The following is a 23,724-nucleotide window of genomic DNA, read 5'->3' as shown; positions in this document are numbered from 1 at the left end:
CAGCCTCCTGACCTGCTGGTAAAGGGAACCAGAACTCATTCCGGAAACATTTGGAGAATGCTTCTCCGCTTACCCGGCAGCCCATCGAGAAATGGATTAAAGGAACCATCCAGACATTCCCGAGCCGGAAATGCGGAAAAGCCACCGCCACTTGACCGACGCGGAAATTCAGAAATCTGCGGCGAAACACCCCAAAGGCGAACGCACCACCGGGGCGAATCACCCGTGATCAATTTCCGAAATGCCGGGATGGTTCGAGGAGAAGTCGTCCGCCGGTGAGGACCGCGTCGCGAAGTGGTGCAGCAGGGCGGTGGTGAGCGCTGAGCGTTGCAGGAGGCCGGAGACCGTCGCGTGCTCGGTGCGGGCGTGGGCGCCTGCGCCGACGGCGCCGAGGCCGTCGAGCACCGGAACCCCGGCCGCCTGGGCGAAGTTGCCGTCGCTGGCGCCGCCGACGGCGGTCTCGCGCAGGTCGAGCCCCAGCGGGACGGCGCAGTCGCGCGCCACCTCGTACAGCGCGGCGACCTCGGGCGTTCGCTCGAAGACCGGGCGGTTCCAGCCGCCGGAGACGGTGATCCGCGTCTTCGGGTCCACCGGTTCCAGCGACGCCAGGGCGGCGTCGATCCGGCTCGCCTCGACGGCGTCGGCGACCCGGACGTCGAGTTCCGCGGTCGCGCTGCCCGCCGTGACGTTGGCCCGAGTGCCTCCGCGCACCACCCCGACGTTCACCGACGTCCCGGCGTCGAGGTCGGTGAGCGCCCGGCAGCGCAGCACCTGGTGGGCCATCTCCACCACCGCGCTCGCCCCGGCCGTCGGGTCGAGGCCCGCGTGCGCCTCCTCGCCGGTGACGGTCACCGTGAACAGCCCGACTCCCTTGCGGGCGGTCTTGACCGCGCCGTCGGCGCTGGCCTCGAACACGAGCGCGGCGCGGGACCTCCGCGCCTCAGCGGCGATCACGTCGGACGAGCCGAGGCTGCCGGTCTCCTCGTCGCCGTTGAGCAGCAGCGTGACCGGAGGCCGGGGAAGCCCGAGCTCCTCCAGCGCGCGCAGCGCCCAGACCGCCTGCACCAGACCGGCTTTCATGTCGAAGACGCCGGGACCGCTGATCCGGTCTCCGTCCACCGCGAACGGCCACCCGGCGAGCGTGCCGGTCGACCAGACGGTGTCGTAGTGGGCCAGCAGCAGGATCGGCTCGGCACCGCTGCCGGAGTACCGGCGGATCACGACGTCGCCGGTCTCGTCGCGCGGCAACCGCTCGTGCTCGGCCGGCGGGCCGATGCGGGCGTCGAGCCAGTCGCACACCCACCTCAGGCACTCGTCGAGCGCGGTGAGGTCGTCGCTGGAGCTCTCGTGGTTCACGTAGGCGGCGAGGTCGGCGATCATCTCGTCGCGGTGCTCGGTGAGCCACGCGTGCGCGGCCGCGGCGGTCACACCAGGCTCCCGGCGATGCGGTCGAGCTCGTCGAGCCGCCGCTCGGACATCGCGGCGGGGTCGTCCTCCAGCTCCCGCAGCCCGGCCATCACCGCCCGGAGCAGGGGCGTGCCGATGCCGAGCCGGTCTGCCTCGGCCAGGACCGTGGCGTAGTGGGTGGTCACCTCGACCTCCCGACGTCGGACCGCGAGGTCCCGCCAGATGCCGCTGCGGGTCTTGGGCTGGGTCCGCAGCCAGGCCGTCAACTCCGCCACCGCGCGTTCCCGGTCGTCGCTGTCGGCGCCGCGCGCGAAGGCGGTGGGGCGGAACGCGTCGAACGCCTCCAGCCGGACGCCCAGGGCTCCGGCGACGGCGAAGACCTCCTCTCCCAGCGCGTGCATCGCGGGCCGGTGCCGGTCGATCAGGTCGGCCATCGGCTCGTCGGCCAGCGCCGTGGCGGCCAGCATCGCGCCGAATCCCGCCTTCGCCCAGAGGAATCCCTCGACGTTGTCGCTGGACTGCGCCGGGCCCCACGCCCGCAGGTCGGCCACCAGCGACCGCACCCGGTCCGACACCGCCCCGCCGGGTTCGCCCAGCACGAGGGCCCCGGGGCCGCCGTCGGCGATCACGCCGGGCTCGGTGCGGTCGGCGAAGATGTTGACGAACGCCGCGACGGTGCGCGCGAGGCCGAGGTGCTCGGCCAGGACGGGCTCGTTGAACCCGTTCTGCACCGACGCCACGTACCCGTCGGGCGCGAGCCGGGGCGCGATCCAGCGCACCGCCGACTCCGTGGCCTGGGCCTTCACCGCGAGCAGCACGTGCTCCAAGGTGCCGGTGAACTCCTCGGGAGTCGCGGCCGCCACCGGCGCGGCGGTGCGTTCACCGGCCCGGTCCAGGACCAGACCGCGTTCGGCGATGGCGGCCACGTGCTCGGCGTCGGCGTCGATCACGGTGACGGGGTGCCCGGCGCGGGCGAGGTGGAACGCGAGCGTGCCCCCGATCGCTCCCCCGCCGACCACCGCGTACGTCGTGGAACTCATGCGTTGCGTCCTTCCCGGACCTCGTTCGGCCCCACCGGGTGAGGCCGCAGTCGTGGCAGGTGTGCGGCACCGGCGGCGGATCCGCCGTCGACGCGCAGGATCTCGCCGGTGATCCACGAGGCGTTGTCCCCGGCCAGCCAGCGGACGGCGCGGGCGACGTCGGCCGGGACGCCCGGTCTGCCGAGCGGGTTCACCGACACCGCGGCGGCGTACTCCTCGGCGACCGGGTTGCAGGCGCTGTCGACCGCCACGAACCCCGGGCTGACCGCGTTGACCCTGATGCCCCGCTCCCCCAGCTCCAGAGCCGCTGCGCGGGTGGCCATCTCGAGCGCCGCCTTGGAGCTCGCGTAGGGTCCGCCGCCCGGCCTGGCGCGCAGCGCGGCCCCGGAGGAGATGTTGACGATCGCCCCGCCGCGAGCCCGCCGCGCGAACGCGGCGGTGGTCAGCACCGGGGCGCGCGCGTTCAGCGCGAAGATCCGGTCCCAGCTCTCGGCGTCGACGTCGGCCATGTCCAGCGACGGGTAGATCCCGGCGGCGTTGACCAGCACGTCCAGCGGCCACGCCTGCTCGACGACCGCTTCGCAGGCCCGCGGTGAGGTGAGATCGGCGGTGATCCGCGTTCCCGGCACCGGCGAGTCGGCCAACCGGTCGCCGTCGATGTCGACGAGGGTGAGCGCGACGTCCTCGTGCTCGGCGAACTCCTCGGCGATGGCGCGCCCGAGCCCGCTCGCCGCGCCGGTGACCAGCACTGCGCGCATCAGGCGAACTCCTCGTCCTTGGTCTCGGGCATCGTCAGGTAGACGATCAGCGAGATCAGCGCCGAGCCGGAGACGTAGAGCCAGAGCAGGTCGCTGTGCCCGATGTCGTTGAGCCAGGTCGTGATGTAGGGCGCGGTTCCGCCGAACAGCGCCACCGCCAGGGCGTAGGGCAGCGCGATGCCGGTCGCGCGGACTTCCGGCGGGAACTGCTCGGCCATGATCACCGCGCAGTTCGCCGAGTACCCGAGCACCAGGACCATGCCGACGAGCTGCACCAGGAACAGGCTCCAGAAGCTGTTGCCGAGCAGGTTCAGCAGCGGCCAGGACAGCACCACGAAACCGCCCGCGAACACGCCGAGCGTGGTCTTGCGGCCCACCCGGTCGGACAGGATGCCGACGAAGGGCAGCGCGACCACGAACACCACCAGGCACAACGTCTGCGACAGCAGCGCCTGCGACAGCGGGATCCCGGTGGTGATGTTGGCGTAGGTCGGCAGGTAGTTGACCCAGATGTAGTACGTCAGCGTCCCGGCGATGGTGATGCCGGCGACCCGCAGCGCCGCTCCGGGGTGCTCGACGAACATCGCCTTGAGGGGGTTGGTCCGGGTCCGGCCGTCCGAGCGGGCCCGGGTGAACGAGTCGGTGTCCTCGACCGAGACCCGCAGCCACAGCCCGATGAGCCCGAGCAGCCCGCCCAGGACGAACGCGACGCGCCAGCCCCAGGAGTGCAGCGCCGCGTCCGACAGCGCGGAGGTGGCGATGGTGCCCATCAGCGAGGCGACGAGCACGCCGCCGCCGACCGAGACCTGCTGCCAGGACCCGGCGAACGCGCGCCTGCCCGCTGCGGCGGACTCGACGAGGAACGCCGAGGACGACCCGAACTCACCACCGGCGGAGAAGCCCTGGAGCAACCGGGCCAGCAGCAGCACCAGCGGCGCGAACAGCCCGATCGCGTCGTAGCCGGGGGTCAGGGCGATGACGAACGACGCACCGGCCATCAACCCGACGGTGAGCGTGAGGCCCTTCTTGCGGCCGTGCCGGTCGGCGTAGCCGCCGAGCACCGCGGCGCCGATCGGGCGCATCACGAAGCCGACCGCGAACACCGCCAGGGTCGACAGCAGCGCGACGGCCTCGTCGCCGCCGGGGAAGAACTCCTGCGAGATGATCTTGGCGAAGATCGAGTAGAGCGCCCAGTCGACCCACTCGACGGTGTTGCCGATCGTGCCCGCCACGATGGCCTTGCGCTGAGCTCGCGTCATCTTCCCGGCGCTGATCGCCGTGTCCGTCCTCATGAGGTCGCTCCTGCGGTGTCGAGCCGGGTCGCCTCGGCGCGCGCGGCGTCGGCGAGCTCGGCGTGGGTGGCGAACCACACGTCGCCGTGCGCCCGGATGTGGTCGAGCAGTTCCCGCAGCACGACCAGCCGCGAGCGGTGGCCGATGACGTGCGGGTGCGCGGTCAGTTGGAAGACGCCCCCGGCCCGGTAGGCGGCGTCGAACTCGTCGACCCAGATCTCCAGCACGTCGCGCGGACGGGTGTGGGGCCGCACGGATCCGTAGCGGTCCATCGTGAAGTACGGCGCGTCGTCGCGGATCCAGTCGACGGGGATCTCCACGATCCCGGTCGGCTCGCCCTCGGCAACGATCTCGTAGGGCTCGTCGTCGGCCATCAGCGAGGAGTCGTAGGCGAAGCCGAGCTCGCGGATGGTGTCCAACGTGGACTCGGAGAAGTCCCACGACGGGGTGCGGATGCCGGTCGGGCGCACGCCGGTGATCTCGGCCAGCGACTCCATCGCCCTGGCGAGCAGCTCCCGCTCGTCCTCGCGGGCCAGCAGGGTGTTGCGCTCGTGGATCCAGCCGTGCACGCCGATCTCGTGCGGTTCGCTCGCGTAGTCCCGCGCCTCGGCCGGGTGCAGCAGCGCCGAGACCGCGGGCATGAAGAACGTCGCGGGGACCCGGTGCTCGGCGAGCAGTTCGAGCACCCGGCCCGCGCCGACGCGGGCGCCGTACTCGCCCTGCGCGAGCCGCCCGGGACTGGTCTCGCCGTCGCGCAGCGGGATCGTCTCGTGGTCCGGGTCGAAGGACAGCGCGACCGCGACCCGCGCTCCGCCGGGCCACTGCTGAGGCACGAGGCGCCGTCCGGCGCGCACGGCTTCGACGTGACGGCGCCAGGTCCGCTCCGGCCACTGCCACGGCTCTGGTGTTTCGGACATGTTCCCTCCGTGCGGTTCTCAGCGGAAGCGGTCGACGCGGGTCCACGCGCGCTTGAGCGTGGCCAGGTGCAAGGTGACGTCCGAGGCGTTGAGCCCGGGCAGCGTGCCGATGACCTCGGTGGTGTAGCCGAACAGGTCGGCCTTGGCGGGCAGCACCATCTGCCCGACGAGGTTGAACCGGCCGGTCGCGGCTGCCAGGAACTTCGTGCCTGGGTGGGCCGCGAGGCGGCGACCGGCCTCGTCGAGGTGTCCCGGGTGGATCGACAGCCAGAGCATGAATTCCACGCCGTAGCCCAGCAGACCGGGTTCGACGAGCGTCCGGAACTGCAATCCGCCCCGCGAGACCATCCGGTCCATCGCGCGGGCGACGCTGGATTCGCTGCACCCGAGCTCGCGGGCGATCGCGCTCACCGGCATCCGTCCGTCCGCGGCGAGTTCCTCGGCAACGGCGGTTTCGAGCTCACCCGGTGCCTTCGGCGGCGTGCCCCAGTCCGCCCGGTCGTAGGGCGGCGCGTGGGTCGGTCGCAGCTCGGCGGCGGCTTCGGGCGGCAGCAGACCGGTGTCCCAGCCCGGTGCCGAGGCGAAGGTGCGGATGACGGCGACGCTCTCGGTCCCGGTGATCAGCTCGGCACCGGGCAGGTCGGTGAACAGCAGCCGCAGCAGCTCGTCGTTGTCGTGCGCGACGAAGTCGACGACGAGGTCGGCGGTGCCGGTCACCACGGCGAGGAAGCGCGCCTCCGGCCGCGTCGCCAGCTGCTCGGCGAGGTCCCAGCCCCGCCCGGGCTTGGCCTGCACCCGGACCAGCATCGACGACCCGGCGGCGGTCCGGTCGAGGTCGATGACCCCGACGACGTGGAGCAACCCGCGCTCGTGCAGCGCGGTGAACCGCCGCTGCACGGTCGTCTCGCTGACACCGGCCCACCGCGCGACCGCGCTCCACGGAGCACGCCCGTTGAGCTGCAGCGCCGCGATGATGCGGCGATCCACCTCGTCCACGGCCTCCACGGCCAGCCCGGTTGTCATGGCCGGGGACGTTAAACACCGGGACAACCCCGGTCAACGCCGGAATCCTGCAAACCACCTGGTTAACACGATGTTTCCCGCCGTTTTTCAGGTCCGCGCGCCGGAAAACACCCACGCCGGCCGAACCCGACCGAAGCCCGACTCCGCGCCGGATCCCGTCAAGAAGATCTTGAAAATCCCCTCACCAGCACGCGGAAGAGCCGCGCGACGAGACCGCGCGGCTCATGAGGGGATCTCCGGCGAAGGGCTCAGACCAGGGGTTTGCCCTTGCGCATCCGGCGGCGGAGGTCCCACAGGTGGTAGTTGAACGGGAACCTGCGGAGCGGGGTGGGCAGGCGGAGGGCCACGGCGCCGATGGCTCGGGTGAGCTTGTCGAAGCGGCGCTGGTCGCGGTGGGTCCAGTGCAGGCCCATCTGGTCGCGGAAGGTCTGCGGCAGGAAGCCCGTGGTGATGAACTTGTTGAGCGGCGCGAAGGGGACGCGCAGGATCGCCGGGAGGAACCGGAGCTCGGCGATGTCGAGCAGATGCCTGCGGATCGTGTCGTCGATGCTGACCTCGGCGAGGTTCTTCTCCCAGTAGTCGTCGAACTCCGCCCTCGTCGACGGCCACATCTCCGGCTTGACCTGCAGCGTCGTGCCCAGCGGGGCGGAAGCCGCGAAGATCTCCTCGCGGCGGTCGGCCGGGATGGGCTTGCCGGACATGGCCACGAACGAGTCCTCGTAGCCCTTGTAGAGGCACGCCGCCACCCACAGCTGCAGCTCCGGGTCGAAGGCGTTGTAGGACACCGGGCTCGACTCGCCCGAGCGGACCTGGGCGTGCGACCGGTTCACCGAGCGCCGGTAGGCGCGCTTCTCCTCGTCGGTGCCCAACGTCGCGACCGACAGGTAGGTGAACGTGGTGCGGGTGCGCTTGACCGGGTGCTTGAACAGGTTCCCGCTGTCCACGGTGCTCTCGTAGACGCCGTAGCCGACACCGGGCCGGCCCAGCTGCATGATCACGTTCGCCGCGCCGGCCATCAGGCCCGCTCCGACGATGACGTCGCCGAACTCCTCCGCCGGTGTCATGACCACCTCCCTATCGCTGGAAAGCCCACCTGACCCCCAGGAAGAATCATGACTTCTATTGACCACTTGTCAATAGCTGATTCGGGATTCATCCTCAGGTATACACCGCTGTTGAGGCCTGTTCGCATCCTTCGCGAACAATCAGGCGACGGCTGTTGACATATGGGCAACAGCGGTTCAGCGTGTTTCGACGCAGGTTCGCAACGGAGGGAACTGGCCGTGACCACAGCCGAGCAGGTAAGCCGGGCCGTCGAGGGACTGACCATCCCCGGACTGCTGCGCCGCAACGCCCGGGACTTCCCCGACCACCCCGCCCTGACCAGCGGGATCGACTCGGACGCCGGCACCTGGTCCTGGTCCCGGCTGCGCACCGAGGTCGCCGCGCTCACCCGCGGCCTGGCCGCGCTCGGACTCGGCCGCGGCGACCGGATGCTCATCGCGATGGCCAAGCGGCCCGAGCACTGGGTCGTCGACCTGGCCGCCATCCACATCGGCGCGCTGCCCTGCACCACCTACGACACCCTGAGCACCGAGCAGATCCGCTTCGTCGCCGAGCACAGCGAGGCGAGCGTGCTGGTGCTGGAGGGCGAGGAACAGCTGCGGCGCTGGCGCCCCGTGCTGGCCGACCTCCCCCACCTGCGGGCCGTGGTCACCGTCGACCCCGGCGTCGGGTCCGACCCCAGCTTCGTCGACTACACCGACCTGCGCGGCGAACCCGGGCCGCCCGACGCGGCTTTCGAGCGGCTCGCCGACCAGGCCGATCCGGACTCGCCGCTGACCGTCGTCTACACCTCGGGCACCACCGGCGAGCCCAAGGGCGTGGTGCTCACGCACCGCAACGCCATCCACGAGTCCTTGATGCAGGACCACCTCGTGCCGGTCGCCGAGCACCCGCGCTCGGTCGCCTACCTGCCGTTGGCCCACATCGCCGAGCGGGTGCTGGGCATCTACATGCCGATCTGCAACGCCGGGCACGTCACCATCTGCGAGGACCAGGCCCAGCTGCTGCCGACGCTGGCCGCGGTGCGCCCGCACGGGTTCTTCGGCGTGCCCCGGGTGTGGGAGAAGCTCTCGGCCGGGTTGTCGGCCGAGCTCGCCGCGCTGCCCGCCGAGCAGGCCGCGGTCATCGAGCACGCCCGCGAGGTCGCGCTGGAGGTGTTCCGGCTGCGCTCGGCCGATCAGCCGGTGCCCGACGAGCTCGCCGCGCGGCACCGGGCGCTCGACGAGCAGGTGCTGCGGCCGCTGCGCGCGGCGATCGGGCTCGACGACTGCGTGCGCGCGTTCAGCGGCGCCGCGCCGATCCCGACCGCGGTGCTGGAATTCCTCGCGGGCGTGGGACTTCCGGTCTACGAGGTGTGGGGGCTGAGCGAGACGACGGGTGCGGCGACGGTGAGCACACCGGAGGCCTTCGCGCTCGGCGCGGTCGGTCGGCCGGGTCCGGGCGTGGAGGTCCGGGTCGCCGACGATGGCGAGCTGCTGGTGCGCGGCCCGGTGGTCTTCGCCGGATACCTGCAGCGCGACGGCTCGATCGCGGCGGCCACCGACGCCGACGGCTGGCTGCCGACCGGTGACATCGGGACGGTCGACGAGCGCGGGATCGTGGCGATCACCGACCGCAAGAAGGAGCTCATCATCACCGCGGGCGGCAAGAACATCGCGCCCACCAAGATCGAATCGCTGTTGCGGGCGCACCCGCTGGTAGGCCAGGCCGTCGCGATCGGCGATCAGCGCCGCTACGTCACCGCGCTGCTGGTGCTCGACGAGGACGCCGCGCCGGGCTGGGCGAAGTCCCACGGCGTCGACACCACCGACCTCGACGAGCTGGCCGAGCACCCCGAGGTCCGCGCGGCGCTGGAGGAGGCCGTGGCGCAGGCCAACCAGCAGCTGGCGCGCGTGGAGCAGGTCAAGACGTTCCGGGTGCTGGCGGGGCCGTGGACCGCCGAGAGCGGGGAGCTCACGCCGAAGCTCAGCCTGCGCCGCAAGGTCATCGCCGAGCGCTACGCGGAGACCGTCGAGGGGATGTACCCGTGAGGTATTGGCAGCGTGCCAACACCGCGCGAAGCGGCCTCCACCAGCACTGCTGGCCTTCCCGACGGGACGGGTGCGGTATCTTGTTGACGTCGGTACGGCCACAGATGAGGAGTCGGCATGAACGCCCAGCGCCCGGTCCAGCGACGACGGTTGGAGCCCGACGCGCGGCGCGCCGAAATCCTGGCCGCCGCCCGCAAGCTGTTCGGCAAGGGCAACTTCTCCACCGTGTCCACTTCGGACATCGCGGCCGAGGCGGGCGTGGCGCGAGCGCTGATCAACCACTACTTCGGCAGCAAGCGGGAGCTCTACCTCCAGGTCGTCCGGCAGATGCTGGTCGTCCCGGCCTCGGTCTCCGAACGGCTGCCCCCGACCACGGCCGAGGAGCGGCTGTCGATCTGCGTGGACCGCTGGCTGGACGTGGTGGAGCGCAACCGCGACATGTGGCTCTCGGCGATCGGTTCGGAGGCCGTCGGCCACGACGACGAGGTCGAGCGGATCATGCTGGAGGCCGACGAGATCGCGACCGACCGGGTGCTGGAGGCCGCGATGATGGCCGACGTGACCGACGGCCGGGAGAAGCTGCGCGGCATGATCCGCGCGCACAGCGCCATGCTCAAGGCCGCCTCGCGGGAGTGGCTGGTGCGCGGCAGCCTCAGCCGCAGCGACCTGCACGTCATGCTCACCCGCACCGTGCTGCACCTGGTGAACGAGGTCTTCCCCGCCGTTCGCGCCGACTGAGCCGGAACCGGCTCTCCGCCAACGCCTTTCCACGCGATCCTGCCACGCGCGTGGCGCAACTACCCTTTTCCGCACTTCCACGCGGGGAAACGCGCGCAAGCGGCGCAGCCGCGAGCGGGCCCGAGCCGCTCTCGCCGCCGGCACCGCCGCGGGTTCTCAGCGGTTCTCCGGGGAGGACGCCGCGACGCCGTGTATCGGCATACATCAGGAGTGGCGCCCGGCCCCGGAGGGCCGCTGAGGTTCCGCTACCCGCACCGCCGAGCAAGGTGACCCGGGAATCACGGAAGACGAGGGAGAAGCGGATGAGCCGTTCTCCAGGGCCTGTTGTCGACGCCCTGCTGCAAGCCGGGTTGCTGCTGGACTTCGGCGCCCGGGCGCTGGCCGCCACCGCGCGGGTCACCTTCCGTGCCCGGCTGGCCTGGCGGGAATGCCTGCACCAGGTGCACTTCCTGGCCGCGGTGACGACCCTGCCCGCGCTGCTGGTCACGATCCCGCTGGGCGTCGTGGTGGCGCTCAACGTGGGGTCGCTGGCCAGCCAGATCGGGGCGGAGGGCTACGGCGGTGCCGTGGTCGCCTTCGTCGTGGTCGGCCAGGCCGCTCCCCTGGTGTGCGCGCTGATGATCGCCGGCATCGGCGGCTCGGCGATGTGCGCCGACCTGGGCGCGCGCACCATCCGCGAGGAGATCGACGCCCTGGAGGTCATGGGCGTGCGCACCGTCGAGCGCCTGGTCGCGCCGAGGGTGATCGCGGCGGTGGTGACCACGGTGCTGCTGGCCTGCATCGTGATGCTGGTCGGCATCGGCACCACGTTCCTGTTCCAGGTCTCGGTGCTGGGCGCCTCGCCGGGCATGTTCCTGCAGACGCTGGTGCAGTACTCGCGCGTCGAGGACTTCGCGATGGCGCTGATCAAGGCCGCGGCGTTCGCGGTGCTGACCGCGCTGGTGGCCTGCTTCAAGGGGTTGACCGCCCAGGGCGGGCCCGGTGGCGTGGCCAACGCCGTCAACGAGGCCGTGGTGATCTGTTTCGTGTGCGTGTTCATCGCCAACACCGCGCTCACCGAGCTCTACCCCGTGCTCGTCCCGGCCAAGGGCGAGTACTGATGACCGCCCCCGTCACGTCCGCTGTGGACGCCCTCGTGCTGGTCGGCAGGCACGTGACCTTCTACGTGCGCGCGGTCATCGGCGTCCCGGCCGTGCTGGTGCGCTACCCCAAGCACATCGTGCGGCTGGTCACCGAGATCAGCTTCGGCTCGGCGTCGCTGCTGGCCGGGGGCGGGACGATCGGCGTGGTGTTCGCGATGTCGTTCGTCTCCAGCACCCAGGTCGGCCTGGAGGGCTACCGGGGGCTGGACCTGCTCGGCATGTCGCCGATGACCGGGCTGATGGGGGCGCTGGTCAACACCCGCGAGATCGCGCCGATCGTGGCCAGCATCGCGCTGGCCGCCAAGGTCGGCACCGGGTTCACCGCGCAGCTGGGCACGATGCGGGTGGCCGAGGAGATCGACGCGCTGGAGTCGCTGGCGATCCCGTCGCTGCGCTACCTGGTGAGCACCCGGATGGCGGCGGCGTTCATCTCGGTGATCCCGCTGTACCTGGTGGGGCTGTTCGCCTCCTACATGGCAACGGGTTTCGCGATCGTCTACCTCAACGGCGACTCCCCGGGGACCTACAACTCCTACTTCCACCTGGTGCTCACCCCCACCGACGTGCTGTTCTCACTGGTCAAGGCCGTGGTGTTCGCGCTGATGGTGACCTTGATCCACTGCGCCCACGGCTACTACGCGACCGGCGGGCCCGAGGGAGTGGGCAAGGCCGCCGGGCGGGCGCTGCGCACCAGCATCGTCGCGATCACCGTGGTCGACGTGCTGCTGAGCCTGCTGTTCTGGGGCGTGCGACCGTCGTTGCCCGCGTTGGGGTTGTAGGCGATGGCGCGGCGGAGCGAACGCGCGTCGCTGGCCCTGCGCGGGGCCGCGGCGGTGTCGGTGCTGGTGGTGGGCGCGGTGACCGCGGTGGTGGGCAGCGCGGGGGTGTTCACCGCCGAACCGGAGGTCACCACGACGCTGCCCGCGGCGGCGGGCCCGGTCCGGGAGAGCACGCCCGTGCAGTACCGGGGCATCAAGGTCGGCGAGCTGTCGCAGGTGGTGCCCGACGACTCGGGCGCGCGGCTGACGATGAAGCTGGATCCGGAGCGGATCGGCGAGATCCCGGCCGACGTGCGGGTGCGGCTGCTGCCGCGGACGCTGTTCGGCAACCAGTACCTCGACCTCACCGGCCCCGGGCTGCGCGACGGCACGCGGCTGGCCGACGGCGCGCACGTGCCGCCGGACACCTCGCGGCCGACCGCGCAGCTCTACACCACCTACACCCGGATGTACCGGCTGCTCGACGAGCTGGAACCGGCGCAGCTGCAGGTGGCGCTGACCGCGATGGCCGACTCGCTGCGCGGCCGGGGCGAGCAGCTCGGCGGCATGATCGACGACGGCGCGGCGCTGGTCGACGAGGCCGATCCGATCCTGCGGAACCTCGGTTCGGACCTGGAGACGATGGCCGCGGTCGGTGACGACCTGCGCGCCGCCGCACCGGATCTCGTGCGCTCGCTGGACAACGCCGTCGCTCTGTCCACCGTGGTCGTCGAGCAGCGGGAGGACATCGGGGCGCTGCTGGGCGGCGGCATCGAGGTCACCGACCGCGCGCAGCGGTTCCTCGACGCCAACGGCGAGCGGACCGTGGAGCTGGTGCGCAGCGCCGACCCGATCACCGACGTCCTCGGCGCGAACCCGGGCGCGTTCGGCAACGCCAAGGCCGGCGTGGACACCTTCCTGGACGGCGCGAACCGCGCGTTCTCCACGGGGTTCTTCAAGATCCGCGCGAAGGCCAGCCTGGAGGACCCCCACCCGTACACGCCGCAGGACTGCCCGCGCTACGGCGCTCTCAGCGGGCCCAACTGCGGGAGGGAGACCGCCATCGGCCCGGTCGGGTCCCCGCAGGAGGACGAGACGATGCGACGGCTCGCCCCGCTGCTGCCCACCCCCGAGCAGGCGCCACCGGCGGCCCCGCCGTCGCCGGACCTGCTCGGGCTGATGCTCGGCCCGATGGTGCGCGGAACGGAGGTGATGACGCCGTGAAGAAGGTGCCGTGGATCCGGCTGGCCGCGTTCGCGCTGGCCGCACTGCTGTGCGGGACGGTCGTGGTCAACACGATCAGCAACCCGGTGACCGGGTCGACCCGCGAGTACCGGGCGGTGTTCACCAACGCCGAGGGCCTCATCCCGGGCAGCGACGTGATGATCGCGGGCGTGCGCGTCGGCAAGGTCACCGAGGTCGAGCTCGACGACGGGCTGGCGCGGGTGGCCTTCGACCTGGCAGCCGACCAGCGGATCCCCTCCGACGGCGTCGCCGCGGTGCGCTACGCCGACATGCTCGGCGGCCGGTTCCTGTCGCTGTCGTCCGGTCGCGGACCCGCGCTGCCCGAGGGCGCCGAGATCCCGGTGGAGCGCACCCGCCCGCCGCTGGACCTGACCGCGCTGCTCAACGGGTTCAAGCCGCTGTTCGACGCGATCGACCCGGGGCAGGTCAACCAGCTGGCGGGCGAGATCGTCGCGGTCTTCGACGGCGAGCAGGGCACCATCACCGACCTGCTGACCAAGGTCGTCGCCGTGACCTCGGCGCTTGCCGAGCAGGACCAGGTCATCGGGCAGGTCGTGGACAACCTCAACGGCGCGCTGGGCACCCTGGACCAGAACCGGGAGCAGATGCGCGAGCTCATCTCCGGGCTGGCGCAGCTGACCTCGGCGGCCGCGCAGCAGGCGCCGCAGATCGCCGAGTCCGTCGACAACGGTGCCGCGCTGGCCGGATCGCTCGACGACGCGCTCGACGACCTCGGTCCGGGCCTGTCGCACGACGTGCGGTCGCTTCGGGAGATCACCTCCGGGATGGTGCGCGACCAGCAGCGCTACGCCACGGCGGTGCACGAGCTGCCGGGGTTCCTCAACGCGATCAACCGCGCGGGCGGCTACGGCTCGTGGATGAACGTCTACGTCTGCAACCTCAGCGCCGCGGTCGGCGGGCTCAAGGTCGACCTCGGGGCGGGACCGCACTCGGAGGTGTGCCGATGACGCACGCGATGCCGCCGAAAGCCCTCCGCAACGGCGCGATCGGGGCGATCACCGCGCTCGCGCTGCTGCTGGCGGCGGTCCTGGTGCCGCAGCTGGCCTTCCGCGCGCGCACCCAGGAGCACGTCGCCGAGTTCGCCAACGCCGCTGGGCTGACCACCGGCACCCCGGTCAACGTCGCCGGGGTCCCGGCCGGTCGGGTGACCGGGGTGGAGCTGGCGGGCGACCGGGTGCTGGTGACCTTCCGCGTCGATTCGGGCCAGCGGCTCGGCACCGCCACCCGCGCCGGGATCAAGATCCGCACCGTGCTGGGAACCCGCTACCTGCAGGTCGATCCGGCCGGTCCGGGCGAGCTGGCGGACCCGATCCCGGTGGAGCGCACCGCCGTTCCCTACAGCCTCGACGAGATCAGCCGGGGGGCCACGGCCACCACCGCCGGGCTCGACACCGCCGCGCTGCAGCGGATGATCGGCTCGCTGCGCCAGGCCGCCCCCGCCGACTCGCGGCTGACCGGCGACGCGCTGACCGGCATCGGCGACGCCGCCCGGATCCTCGGCGAGCGCGGCGAGCAGATCGACGAGCTGCTGCGCGGCACCCAGGCGGTGACCTCCACCTTGCTGGAGGAGCAGAACTCGCTGGTGTCGCTGCTCGGCGACGCCGAACTGGTCGCCGACGTGCTGCACCAGCGGCGGGCCGTGCTGCGGCAGCTCATCGCCGACCTCGACGGCTTCACCGCGCAGCTCGACGGGTTGCTGCGCGACAACCGCGACGTCCTCGGCCCGCTGCTGGACGACCTGCACTCGGTCACCGACTCGCTGGAGCGCAGCGACGCCGACATCGCCGAGACGCTGCGCCAGCTGGGGCCGGCGAGCCGCTACGTCACCAACGCCTCCGGAACCGGTCCGTGGGGCGAGGTCTCGGCTCCGCTCGGGCCGATCCCGGACAACATCTTGTGCGTGGCCGGACTTCTCCAGGGGTGCCGATGAGACGGGCGTGGACGATCGTGGCCGCCGTGACCCTGCTGGCGGTGCTGGCGGCCACCGGCTGGTACACCGTGCTGCGGCCGCAGCAGACATTGGTGGTGTCGGCGGACTTCGCCTTCGCCGACGGCATCTTCCCCGGCAACCGGGTGGCGATCCTCGGGGTCCCGTTGGGCACCGTGCGCACCGTGCAGCCGCAGGGCAGCGCGGTGCGGGTGACGATGGACCTCCCACCGGGCACCGAGGTGCCCGCCGACGCGCACGCCTACATCGTCAGCCCGGCGGTGATCAGCGACCGCTACGTCGAGCTCGGCCCCGCCCACACCGGTGGTCCGACGCTCGACGACGGGGCGACGATCCCGCTGGCGCGCACGCACTCGCCGATCAAGTGGGACGAGCTGACCGCCTCGCTGGACACGCTGCTCAAGGCCCTCGGCCCGCAGGGAGCGGCACCCGGCGGGGTGGGCGAGCTGATGCACCTCGGCGCCGACTCGCTCGACGGGCAGGGCCCGGCGATCCGGGAGGCGATCCGCACCGTCTCCCAGGCCACCGAGGTCCTCGCCGACGGAAGCGGTGACGTCGAGGCCGTGCTGGCCAACGTCGACCGGCTGCTGCAGCTGCTCGTCGAGCGCAAGTCCACAATAGACTCGCTGGCCACCAGGACTTCCGATCTCACGGCGGACTTCAACGCCCAGAGCGACGACATCAGCGCGGCGCTCACCCGGTTGTCGTCGTCGCTGACGCAGGTCGACGGGCTGATCCGCGACCACGGCGACCGGCTCACCGGCGACGTCGCCCAGCTCACCCGGCTGTCCCAGACCTTGGCCGACCACCAGCAGCAGCTCGCCGAGACCCTCGACGTGCTGCCGCTGGGATTGGACAACCTGCAGCGCACGATCGCGCCCGACGAGCGGATGCGGTTGCGGCTCAACGTCTCCACCAACCTCCGCCAGTTCGACACCACGGCCGCGCTGTGCGAGACGCTGCCGCTGCCGCTGTGCGACGAGCCCGGCATCGTCAACCCGATCCCCATCCCGCTGCCGCCGCTGCCGCTGCCGAGCGGGACCACCGGAGGTGGCCGATGAGGTTGTGCGCGATCCCCGCGCTCGCCGTGGTCCTGGCCACCGCGGGCTGCGGGGTCAACCTGCAGAACGCCGGTATCGGCACGGGAATCAGCGGTCCGAGCAAGCACGTCACCGCCGTGTTCACCGACGCGGGACGGCTGCCGCTGGGCGGCGTGGTGCGCTCGGGGCAGGCCGAGATCGGCCGGGTCACCGCGATCCGCACCCGCGACTTCCGGGCCCTGGTGGAGATGGACATCGCCGCCGACGTCGACCTGCCCGGCGGCACCACCGCGCAGCTGCAGCTCGCCTCGCCGCTGGGCGAGGCGTTCGTGATGCTGGAACGCCCGCCGGGAGGGCCGATGCTGGGTGACGGGGCGGTGATCCCGATCGAGCGCACCACCCGAGGCCCCGACATCGAGGACACCCTGGCCGCCGTCGGCACCGTGCTCAACGGGTCCGGGCTGGACCAGGCGCGCACCGTCGTCGGCGAGCTCAGCACCGCGCTGCACGGGCGCGAGGGCGAGGTGCGGGACCTGCTGCACGAGCTGCAGGCGGTGCTCGGGTCGTTGCAGCGGCACCGCGACGACATCAACCACGTCATCGCCGCCCTGCACTCCACCTCCGAGGAGATCGCCCGCAACAAGCCGCTGCTGGAGGCCACGTTCACGCAGGTCAAATCAGGTGTGGACGTGCTGCTGGCGGAGCGGGAGCGGTTCGGGGCACTGCTGGCCAACACCGCGTCGCTGAGCGCCACCGCCGACGGGCTCACCCAGCGCACCGCCAGGACGCTCACCGGCGAGGTGCACCAGCTGCGGCCCGTCCTCGACGAGCTGCGCGGGTTCGACGGCGAGCTGGCGGGCACCCTCGACGGGCTCGCCCGCTTCTCGCAGCTGTTCCAGCAGGCCACGCCGGGCGACTACGTGCTGTTCAACGGGACGCTGGACGTGCCGGGCACGCTCGGCGAGGTCGTGGCACCGGGAAGGGGCGCGCCGTGAAGCGGAACCGGTTGATGCTGGTGCAGATCGCGCTGTTCGCGCTGATCAGCATCGGCTGCACGGTGTACGTCGTGACCAACGTCGTGCGCCCGCACATGATCTCGGCACCGCACCACGTGACGGTGCGGATGCCGGAAGCCTCCGGCATCACCCGGGACTCGCTGGTGACCTTCCGCGGCGTGGAGATCGGTGCGGTGACCGGGGTGCGCATCGAGGACGCCGGGGTGAGCGTGCTCGTGGCGATCGATTCCTCGGCGCGGGTGCCCGCCTCCGCGCGGGCGGTGATCGCGATGGACACCCCGATGGCGCTGCAGCACCTGGACCTGCGGGCCGACACCGACGCGGGCCCGTTCCTGCGCGACGGCAGCGTCATCCAGCCCGAGCGGACCGCCCGGCCGCTGCCGCTGGAGACGTTGCTGACCGACTTCACCGCGATCAGCGACAGCGTCGACCCGCGCGACGTGGACCGGCTCGGCGAGGCGCTCGCCACCGGCCTCAACGGCACCGGCCCGGAGCTGACCCGCATCCTGGACAACAGCGCGGAACTGCTGCGGGTGACGCGGGAGAACGTGCCGCGGCTGCGCAGCACCCTCGACAACGGGCGCGCCCTGGTGGGGCCGAACGGCGAGCAGGGCGACCGGTTGCGGGTGCTGGCGGCGAACCTGCGCTCGCTGACCGACCAGGTGCGCGCCGACGAGCCGCAGGTGCGGTCGCTGCTGGCCACCGCACCGGACACGACTCGGCAGGTGGCGCGGTTGATGGCCGACAACGAGCCGTCGGTGACCGCGCTGCTGGGCAACCTCGTCAAGACCGGGCAGATCGTCAGCGTCCGGGGTCCGGCGATGCAGCAGGCATTGGTGTCGCTGCCCGGCACGTTCGGCGGGCTGGGCCGCATCGTGCACGGCGACACCGCGGACTTCGACCTGGTCATCACCCAGGGGCCGTCGTGCGTCACGCCGATCGAGCGGCGCTCGCCCACCGACACCGAGCCGCGCGAACCGTCCCTGGACTGGCACTGCCCGGGCGACGACCCTCGGATGGGCCAGCGCGGCGCCGCGAACGCGCCCCGGCCGATGGGCACCTACGACACCACCACCGGCGACACCGGCGCCGGCTTCACCCTCGGCACCTCCGGTGGGCAGAGCGAGGTGCTCGGTTCCCGTTCCTGGTACTCGATCCCGCTGCAAGGAGTCCGCTGATGACCGACACCCGGACCGAGCCCGAGACCGCCTCCCGCGCCACCTCTCGCCCCGCTCTTCGCAAGCCGCGAGTCCTGGTCGCCGCGGTGATCGCAGCGGTGCTCCTCGGCGCCCTGGGCTACACCGGCCTGCAACTGCGCTCCCACGTCGCCGCGGAGTCGGCCCGCGCCGCCGCTCAGGAGGCCGCCCGGCGCTACGCGGCGGACCTCTCGACCTACGACTACCGGCGCCTGGACTCCAACTTCGCCGCCGTCACCGCCAACGCCCACGGCCAGTTCGCCCAGCAGTACGAGCAGGTCAGCTCCAGCCTCACCGAACTGATCCGCCAGAACCAAGCGATCTCCGAGGGCAAGGTCCTCACCACGGCCACCGTCTCCGCCGACGAGAACCACGCGGTCGTCGCCCTCTTCGTCGACCAGGAGATCACCAACAAGAACACCCCGGAACCCCGGGTGGACCGGAACCGCATGCAGATGACCCTCATCCACGACGACGGCCGCTGGCTCATCGACAACATCCAACTCCTCTAATCCCCCCGATCGTGCCCCTCAAGACGAAAACCGCGGTTTTCGATCGATGAAAACCGCGGTTTTCGTCGCGTCGAAAACCGCGGCATTCGTCGGTCGAATACCGCGGTTTTTGACTTGAGGGCACGATCGGGTGGATCAGAGGCCGTAGGTCTTGCCGATGATGTCCCGCTGGATCTCGCTGGTGCCGCCGTAGACGGTGGAGACGACCGTGGAGCGCAGCATCGACTCCATGTCGTACTCGGTGGCGTAGCCGTAGCCGCCGAGCATCTGCATGCCCTCCAGGGAGACGTGCTTGGCGAGCTCGGTGCTCTTGAGCTTGACCATCGAGGCCTCGCGGGCGAAGACCTTGCCGGGTTCGCGGTCGATGGCCGCGGCGACGCTGTAGAGCAGCAGCTGGGCGCACTCGATCTCGGTGGCCATGTCGGCGATGCGGTGCTTGAGCGCCTGGAACGACCCGATCGGCTTGCCGAACTGCTCGCGCTGCTTGACGTAGTCCAGCGTGTCGTCGAAGGCCCGCCGGGCCGCTCCGACCATGTTGGCGCCGAGGATCATCCGCTCCAGGTTCAGCCCGGCCATCAGCTGCGACCACGCCTGCCCGACGGTGCCGACGACGGCGGAGTCGGGCAGGAAGCAGTCGGTGAAGTACAGGTCGTTGACCTCGCGGCCGCCCATCGTCTCGATGCCGCTGATCTGCAGCCCGTCGACGCCGGTCGGCACCATGAACTGAGTCAGCCCGCGGTGCTTGGAGTCCTCCTGCGAGGTGCGGGCGATGAGCAGGATGTGGTCGGCGATGTGGGCGTTGGAGCACCAGGTCTTCTGCCCGTTGATCAGCCAGCCGCCGTCGACCTTCTCGGCCCGGCACACCAGCGCGCCCACGTCGGAGCCTGCACCGGGTTCCGACATCGACACGGCCTCCACCCGCCCGCGCACGACGCCTTCGAGAACGGTGCGCTTCTGCTCCTCCGAGGCGAACTTCTCGTAGGCGGCGGCGGTGATGATCGTGGTGGCGAAGCCGCTCATCGGGGCGCGGCCGTAGGCTGTCTCCTCCAGGAACAGGCACAGCTCGGTCATGCCCTGCCCGGATCCGCCGTAGGCCTCGGGCAGCGAGATGCCGAGCCAGCCGAGGTCGGCCATCTTGTCGTAGAGGTCCTGGTTGTGCGGCTCGGAGCCGTGCGCGGTGAGCTTGTCCCGCTGCTCCTTGGTGCCGCACTCGCGGCGGCAGAACTCGCCGACGGCGTCGACCAGGTCGCGCTGCTCATCGGTCAGGACTCGTGGCATGACGTGCCTCCATGGCTGCTGAATGTCTCTCAGCGGAGTCTGGCGACACTGTTGTCACTCTGTCAATAAGAACTCTCACCCGATCGGCAGGTATCCCTCGGACAAGCGTTCCTGACAGCCTTTACACCCTGTTGACCCACGACCAACAACGATCTACGTTCGAGTGGTCGACCGCAGTTGGGGAGGTACCTGGGATGCGGCGCTTCGACCGCCTGAAGACGATCCTCGCGATGGACCCGGAGCGGGACTGCGACGAGATCTACCGACTGCTGTTCCAGTACGAGTTCCCCTGGGACTTCACGCGTTCCCTCGAACTCGCGCTGTTCCGCACCTACGCGGTGCCCCATCGGACGGCTGCTCGACCGCACCGGCGAGTTCGAGCGCGGCACGCAGAAGCGCTACGACGACACCGTCCTGGTGCTCTACGAGATCCTCATCCCCGACTCGCCCAGCTCGCGGGAGCGGGCGGTGGACCGGCTCAACCAGATCCACTGGCGCTACCGGATCAGCAACGACGACTACCTCTACACGCTGGCGACGTTCGTGGTGATGCCGGTGCGCTGGATCAACGAGTTCGGCTGGCGTCGCCTGCACCCCAACGAGATCCGCGGGCTGACCGCGATGTGGCGGAAGTTGGGCGAGGGCATGCGGATCGAGGGCATGCCGGAGACCTACGCGGGGTTCGAGCGGTTCCTCGACGACTACGAGCGCGAGCGGTTCGCCTTCGACGAAGGCGGCAGGCGCGTCGCCGACTCGACGATGTGGCTGTTCGGCTCGTGGTTCCCGCGCCCGCTCTCGGCCCCGGTCAGCGACGCCACCCGCCTGCTGATGGACCCGCACCTGCTCGACGCCCTCGACATCCCCCGCCCGCCCGAGCCAGCACGCCGCGCGGTCCGCCTAGCGCTCAAGGCCCGGGCCCTGTTCCTCCGCCTCGGCTCCCCGCGCCCCGACTCCCGCCCGGTCATCCCCCGCCCCCGCACCTACCCGTCCGGCTACACCCTCGACGACCTCGGCCCGGACTCCTACCGCCGCAACCCGACCCACCGCGACGCTCCCCCGGCGTGCCCGGTCGCGAGGTAGGGCGGTTCTAGCCGGAATCACCCGGGTTCACCACAGCGAAATCCCGGGCGATTCTCACTGAAACCGTCACCGCAGCAGCCTCACGCCGCCTCCAGCACCCGCTCCTCCGGTACCTGGGCCCGAGGCCGCGTGGCCAGGAACGCCACCAGCCCGAGCCCCGACATCGCTGCCCCGACGAGCGCCAGCACCGGGTAGTCGAAGGCACGAGCCAGAACCCCGCCGCCGACGGCGGATCCGAACGCCACCCCGAAGTTGAACGCGGCCGCCGCCAACGCCGACACGAGCGCCGACGCGGTCCCGGCGACCTGCAGCACGTAGGACTGCAGCGGCGGCACCATCCCGAACCCGGTCCCGCCGAGCAGCACCAGCAGCACGATCACCGCGAACAACGACGACCCCAGCCCCCACAGCGCCAGCAGGGACGCGACGAGCCCGCCGAGGATCACCACGACGGTCGCCGTCACGGACCGGTCCGCGTACCGCCCGCCGAGGGCGTTCCCGACGATCAGCCCGACGCCGAACAGCAGCAGCAACCAGGTCACCGATCCCTGCGACACCCCGGTCACCGAGGTCAGGTACGGCGCGATGTAGGTGTGGACGACGAACAAACCGCCGTAGCCGAGCGCGATCGCCGCGAACGCCGTCCACAGTCGACGGTTGCGCATGACGCCGTACCCGCGGTCCTCCGTCTCTCCCCCGCCGGGCGCGCTGGGCAGCACCAGCCACATCGCGACGACGCCGAGCGCCGCCAGCACCGACACGACCCAGAACGCCGCCGACCAGCCGACGGCGCGACCGGCGAGGTTGCCGATCGGCACGGCGATCACGTTCGACACGGTGAACCCGGTGAACACCACGGCGATGGCCGTGGCCTGGCGGGACGGGGCGACGAGGCCGCGCGCGACGGTGATCGCGGTGCCGAGGAAACCGCCCAGCATCGCTCCGGCCACGGCCCGCGACAGCGCGATGACCAGCAGCGTTCCGGCGGAGGCGGTGATGGCGTTGGCGATGAGGAACACCAGCGTCAGGCCGATCACCAGAGGTTTGCGCGGCAGGCGGAGGGTGGCGGCGGCCACCAGCGGGCCGCCGATCACCGCGCCGAGCGCGAAGCTCGTGGTGACCCAGCCCGCCATCGACACCGAGATTCCGAGGTCACCGCTGATCAGCGGGAGCAGTCCGTTGGGCACCAGCTCGGCCGTGCCCAGCGCGAACGCGGTCAGGGCCAGAGCGACGATCGGGAGTGGCATGCCTCCGACCCTGCTCCGCGCACGAAAGGACGACCAGATCCCGGTTGTGGGCTCCTCGCCGTGGGTGGCACTCGCGGGGATAGGTTCGCACCGGCCGACCCGAGCTAGGCTGGAAAGCGTGAGCGAGCCGGGTGAGCTGGGGATCTTCCTGCGGGGCAAGCGCGCGGCGCTGCCGCCGGAGGCGACCCCGCTGAACGGTTTCGGCGCACGTCGCCGCGTCCCGGGGCTGCGCCGCGAGGAGGTCGCGCAGCTCGCCGGCGTCAGCGTCACCTACTACACGCGCCTGGAGCAGGGGCACAGCCGCAACGCCTCCGACGAGGTGCTGCTGGCGCTCGCGCGGGCGCTGCAGCTGTCGGTGACCGAGACCGAGCACCTGCTCGACCTGGCTCGCGCCCGCCGCACCACGAGCGATCCGGGGCCGGAGTCGGCGAGCCCGCGAGCACTGGAGCTGCTGTCGCTGGTGGCGGAGCGCCCGGCGATCGTGCTGGGCAGGCGCAACGACGTCCTGGCCTGGAACGAGCTGGGCCGCGCCCTGGTGGCGCCGCACCTGCCCGCCGACGCCCCGGAGTCACCGGCGACGCGTCCGTCGCTGCCGCGAATGCTGTTCCTGGACCCGCAGGCCCGCGCCCTCTACCGGGACTGGCACGCCGAAGCGGCCGACTACGTCGCCTACCTGCGGATGGCCAGCGGCAAGCACCCGGACGACGAGGCCCTGACCCGCATGATCGGCGAGCTGTGCATCCGCGACGACGCGTTCGCCGACCTGTGGGCCTCGGGCCGGGTCAGCGAGTGCGTCGCGGGGACCAAGCCGATGCGTCACCCGAGCGCGGGCGACATCACCGTCGACTTCCAGCTCTGGGCCCAGTCCGACCGGCCCGACCAACGCCTCGAGCTCTATTCCCTCCGAGACGACCCGGACGGCTCCCGCACCCGAGCCCTGCTGGGCCATCCCGCAACCACCCGCTGACCCC

22 protein-coding genes are annotated in these 23,724 nt (G+C 71.4%); 13 read left to right on the top strand and 9 right to left on the bottom strand.

Features of this window, described 5'->3' with window-relative positions; translation table 11 throughout:
* Nucleotides 1-219 precede the first annotated feature (219 nt).
* From REH65_RS29350 to REH65_RS29320, 7 genes are all read right to left on the bottom strand, one after another.
* Nucleotides 220-1,428, bottom strand: a complete 1,209-nt coding sequence (locus REH65_RS29350; RefSeq protein WP_406689992.1) for a M20 family metallopeptidase — start codon at nucleotides 1,426-1,428, stop codon at nucleotides 220-222.
* Nucleotides 1,425-2,447 (bottom strand): ketopantoate reductase family protein, encoded by a 1,023-nt coding sequence (locus REH65_RS29345; RefSeq protein WP_406689991.1) that lies wholly within the window; start codon nucleotides 2,445-2,447, stop codon nucleotides 1,425-1,427. Before REH65_RS29345 ends, REH65_RS29350 begins: the two co-directional genes overlap by 4 nt.
* Nucleotides 2,444-3,205: an SDR family NAD(P)-dependent oxidoreductase gene (locus tag REH65_RS29340; protein ID WP_406689990.1), complete on the bottom strand. Its 762-nt coding sequence runs from the start codon at nucleotides 3,203-3,205 to the stop codon at nucleotides 2,444-2,446. Before REH65_RS29340 ends, REH65_RS29345 begins: the two co-directional genes overlap by 4 nt.
* Nucleotides 3,205-4,497 (bottom strand): MFS transporter, encoded by a 1,293-nt coding sequence (locus REH65_RS29335; RefSeq protein ID WP_406689989.1) that lies wholly within the window; start codon nucleotides 4,495-4,497, stop codon nucleotides 3,205-3,207. Before REH65_RS29335 ends, REH65_RS29340 begins: the two co-directional genes overlap by 1 nt.
* Nucleotides 4,494-5,414, bottom strand: coding sequence for a polysaccharide deacetylase family protein (locus tag REH65_RS29330; RefSeq protein WP_406689988.1), 921 nt, complete (start codon nucleotides 5,412-5,414; stop codon nucleotides 4,494-4,496). The genes REH65_RS29335 and REH65_RS29330 overlap by 4 nt, the downstream gene beginning before the upstream one ends.
* A gap of 18 nt (nucleotides 5,415-5,432) precedes the next feature.
* Entirely contained in the window at nucleotides 5,433-6,437 is a 1,005-nt protein-coding gene (locus REH65_RS29325) for an Lrp/AsnC family transcriptional regulator (protein ID WP_406689987.1), read from the bottom strand.
* Between the two features lie 248 nt (nucleotides 6,438-6,685).
* Entirely contained in the window at nucleotides 6,686-7,501 is an 816-nt protein-coding gene (locus REH65_RS29320; protein ID WP_281456642.1) for an oxygenase MpaB family protein, read from the bottom strand.
* Between the two features lie 219 nt (nucleotides 7,502-7,720).
* On the opposite strand from REH65_RS29320, the gene REH65_RS29315 reads away from it, so the two are divergent.
* The 11 genes from REH65_RS29315 (at nucleotide 7,721) to REH65_RS29265 (ending at nucleotide 19,148) form a co-directional block, all read left to right on the top strand.
* Nucleotides 7,721-9,532, top strand: a complete 1,812-nt coding sequence (locus tag REH65_RS29315) for an AMP-dependent synthetase/ligase (protein ID WP_406689986.1) — start codon at nucleotides 7,721-7,723, stop codon at nucleotides 9,530-9,532.
* 117 nt (nucleotides 9,533-9,649) lie between these two features.
* Nucleotides 9,650-10,270: a TetR/AcrR family transcriptional regulator gene (locus tag REH65_RS29310; RefSeq protein ID WP_406689985.1), complete on the top strand. Its 621-nt coding sequence runs from the start codon at nucleotides 9,650-9,652 to the stop codon at nucleotides 10,268-10,270.
* A 302-nt stretch (nucleotides 10,271-10,572) separates the two neighbouring features.
* On the top strand, nucleotides 10,573-11,370 hold the full coding sequence (locus tag REH65_RS29305) for an ABC transporter permease (protein WP_281456639.1): 798 nt from the start codon (nucleotides 10,573-10,575) through the stop codon (nucleotides 11,368-11,370).
* A complete protein-coding gene (locus REH65_RS29300; protein WP_406689984.1) occupies nucleotides 11,370-12,191 on the top strand; it encodes an MlaE family ABC transporter permease in 822 nt (273 codons plus the stop codon). Before REH65_RS29305 ends, REH65_RS29300 begins: the two co-directional genes overlap by 1 nt.
* A 3-nt stretch (nucleotides 12,192-12,194) precedes the next feature.
* Nucleotides 12,195-13,394, top strand: a complete 1,200-nt coding sequence (locus tag REH65_RS29295; protein WP_406689983.1) for an MCE family protein — start codon at nucleotides 12,195-12,197, stop codon at nucleotides 13,392-13,394.
* The gene (locus tag REH65_RS29290) at nucleotides 13,391-14,383 is read left to right on the top strand and encodes an MCE family protein (RefSeq protein ID WP_406689982.1); all 993 of its coding nucleotides are present in this window, start codon (nucleotides 13,391-13,393) and stop codon (nucleotides 14,381-14,383) included. Before REH65_RS29295 ends, REH65_RS29290 begins: the two co-directional genes overlap by 4 nt.
* Nucleotides 14,380-15,366: an MCE family protein gene (locus REH65_RS29285; protein WP_406689981.1), complete on the top strand. Its 987-nt coding sequence runs from the start codon at nucleotides 14,380-14,382 to the stop codon at nucleotides 15,364-15,366. Before REH65_RS29290 ends, REH65_RS29285 begins: the two co-directional genes overlap by 4 nt.
* Nucleotides 15,363-16,445 carry an MCE family protein gene (locus REH65_RS29280; RefSeq protein WP_406689980.1) on the top strand — a complete coding sequence of 361 codons (1,083 nt, stop codon included), beginning with the start codon at nucleotides 15,363-15,365 and terminating at the stop codon, nucleotides 16,443-16,445. The genes REH65_RS29285 and REH65_RS29280 overlap by 4 nt, the downstream gene beginning before the upstream one ends.
* Nucleotides 16,442-17,419 (top strand): MCE family protein, encoded by a 978-nt coding sequence (locus REH65_RS29275; protein WP_406689979.1) that lies wholly within the window; start codon nucleotides 16,442-16,444, stop codon nucleotides 17,417-17,419. The genes REH65_RS29280 and REH65_RS29275 overlap by 4 nt, the downstream gene beginning before the upstream one ends.
* Nucleotides 17,416-18,618, top strand: a complete 1,203-nt coding sequence (locus tag REH65_RS29270) for an MCE family protein (protein WP_406689978.1) — start codon at nucleotides 17,416-17,418, stop codon at nucleotides 18,616-18,618. Before REH65_RS29275 ends, REH65_RS29270 begins: the two co-directional genes overlap by 4 nt.
* The gene (locus REH65_RS29265) at nucleotides 18,618-19,148 is read left to right on the top strand and encodes a hypothetical protein (RefSeq protein WP_406689977.1); all 531 of its coding nucleotides are present in this window, start codon (nucleotides 18,618-18,620) and stop codon (nucleotides 19,146-19,148) included. Before REH65_RS29270 ends, REH65_RS29265 begins: the two co-directional genes overlap by 1 nt.
* 135 nt (nucleotides 19,149-19,283) lie before the next feature.
* On the opposite strand, the gene REH65_RS29260 is transcribed toward REH65_RS29265, so the two are convergent.
* Nucleotides 19,284-20,426 (bottom strand): acyl-CoA dehydrogenase family protein, encoded by a 1,143-nt coding sequence (locus REH65_RS29260; protein WP_281456630.1) that lies wholly within the window; start codon nucleotides 20,424-20,426, stop codon nucleotides 19,284-19,286.
* A gap of 417 nt (nucleotides 20,427-20,843) precedes the next feature.
* Here REH65_RS29260 and REH65_RS29255 point away from each other — a divergent pair, with 417 nt between their 5' ends.
* Nucleotides 20,844-21,506, top strand: a complete 663-nt coding sequence (locus REH65_RS29255; RefSeq protein WP_406689976.1) for an oxygenase MpaB family protein — start codon at nucleotides 20,844-20,846, stop codon at nucleotides 21,504-21,506.
* Between the two features lie 80 nt (nucleotides 21,507-21,586).
* On the opposite strand, the gene REH65_RS29250 is transcribed toward REH65_RS29255, so the two are convergent.
* On the bottom strand, nucleotides 21,587-22,753 hold the full coding sequence (locus tag REH65_RS29250) for an MFS transporter (protein ID WP_406689975.1): 1,167 nt from the start codon (nucleotides 22,751-22,753) through the stop codon (nucleotides 21,587-21,589).
* A 118-nt stretch (nucleotides 22,754-22,871) separates the two neighbouring features.
* Between REH65_RS29250 and REH65_RS29245 the strand changes: the two genes are divergently transcribed.
* Nucleotides 22,872-23,720 (top strand): helix-turn-helix domain-containing protein, encoded by an 849-nt coding sequence (locus REH65_RS29245; RefSeq protein ID WP_406689974.1) that lies wholly within the window; start codon nucleotides 22,872-22,874, stop codon nucleotides 23,718-23,720.
* The last annotated feature ends 4 nt before the right edge of the window (nucleotides 23,721-23,724 follow it).

The sequence above is a fragment of the Saccharopolyspora sp. ID03-671 genome (assembly GCF_045278815.1).
GTDB classification, from domain to species: Bacteria; Actinomycetota; Actinomycetes; order Mycobacteriales; family Pseudonocardiaceae; genus Saccharopolyspora; species Saccharopolyspora ipomoeae.
The sequence above is the reverse complement of the archived record's forward strand: the minus strand, read 5'-3'. Positions and strand labels throughout refer to the sequence as shown.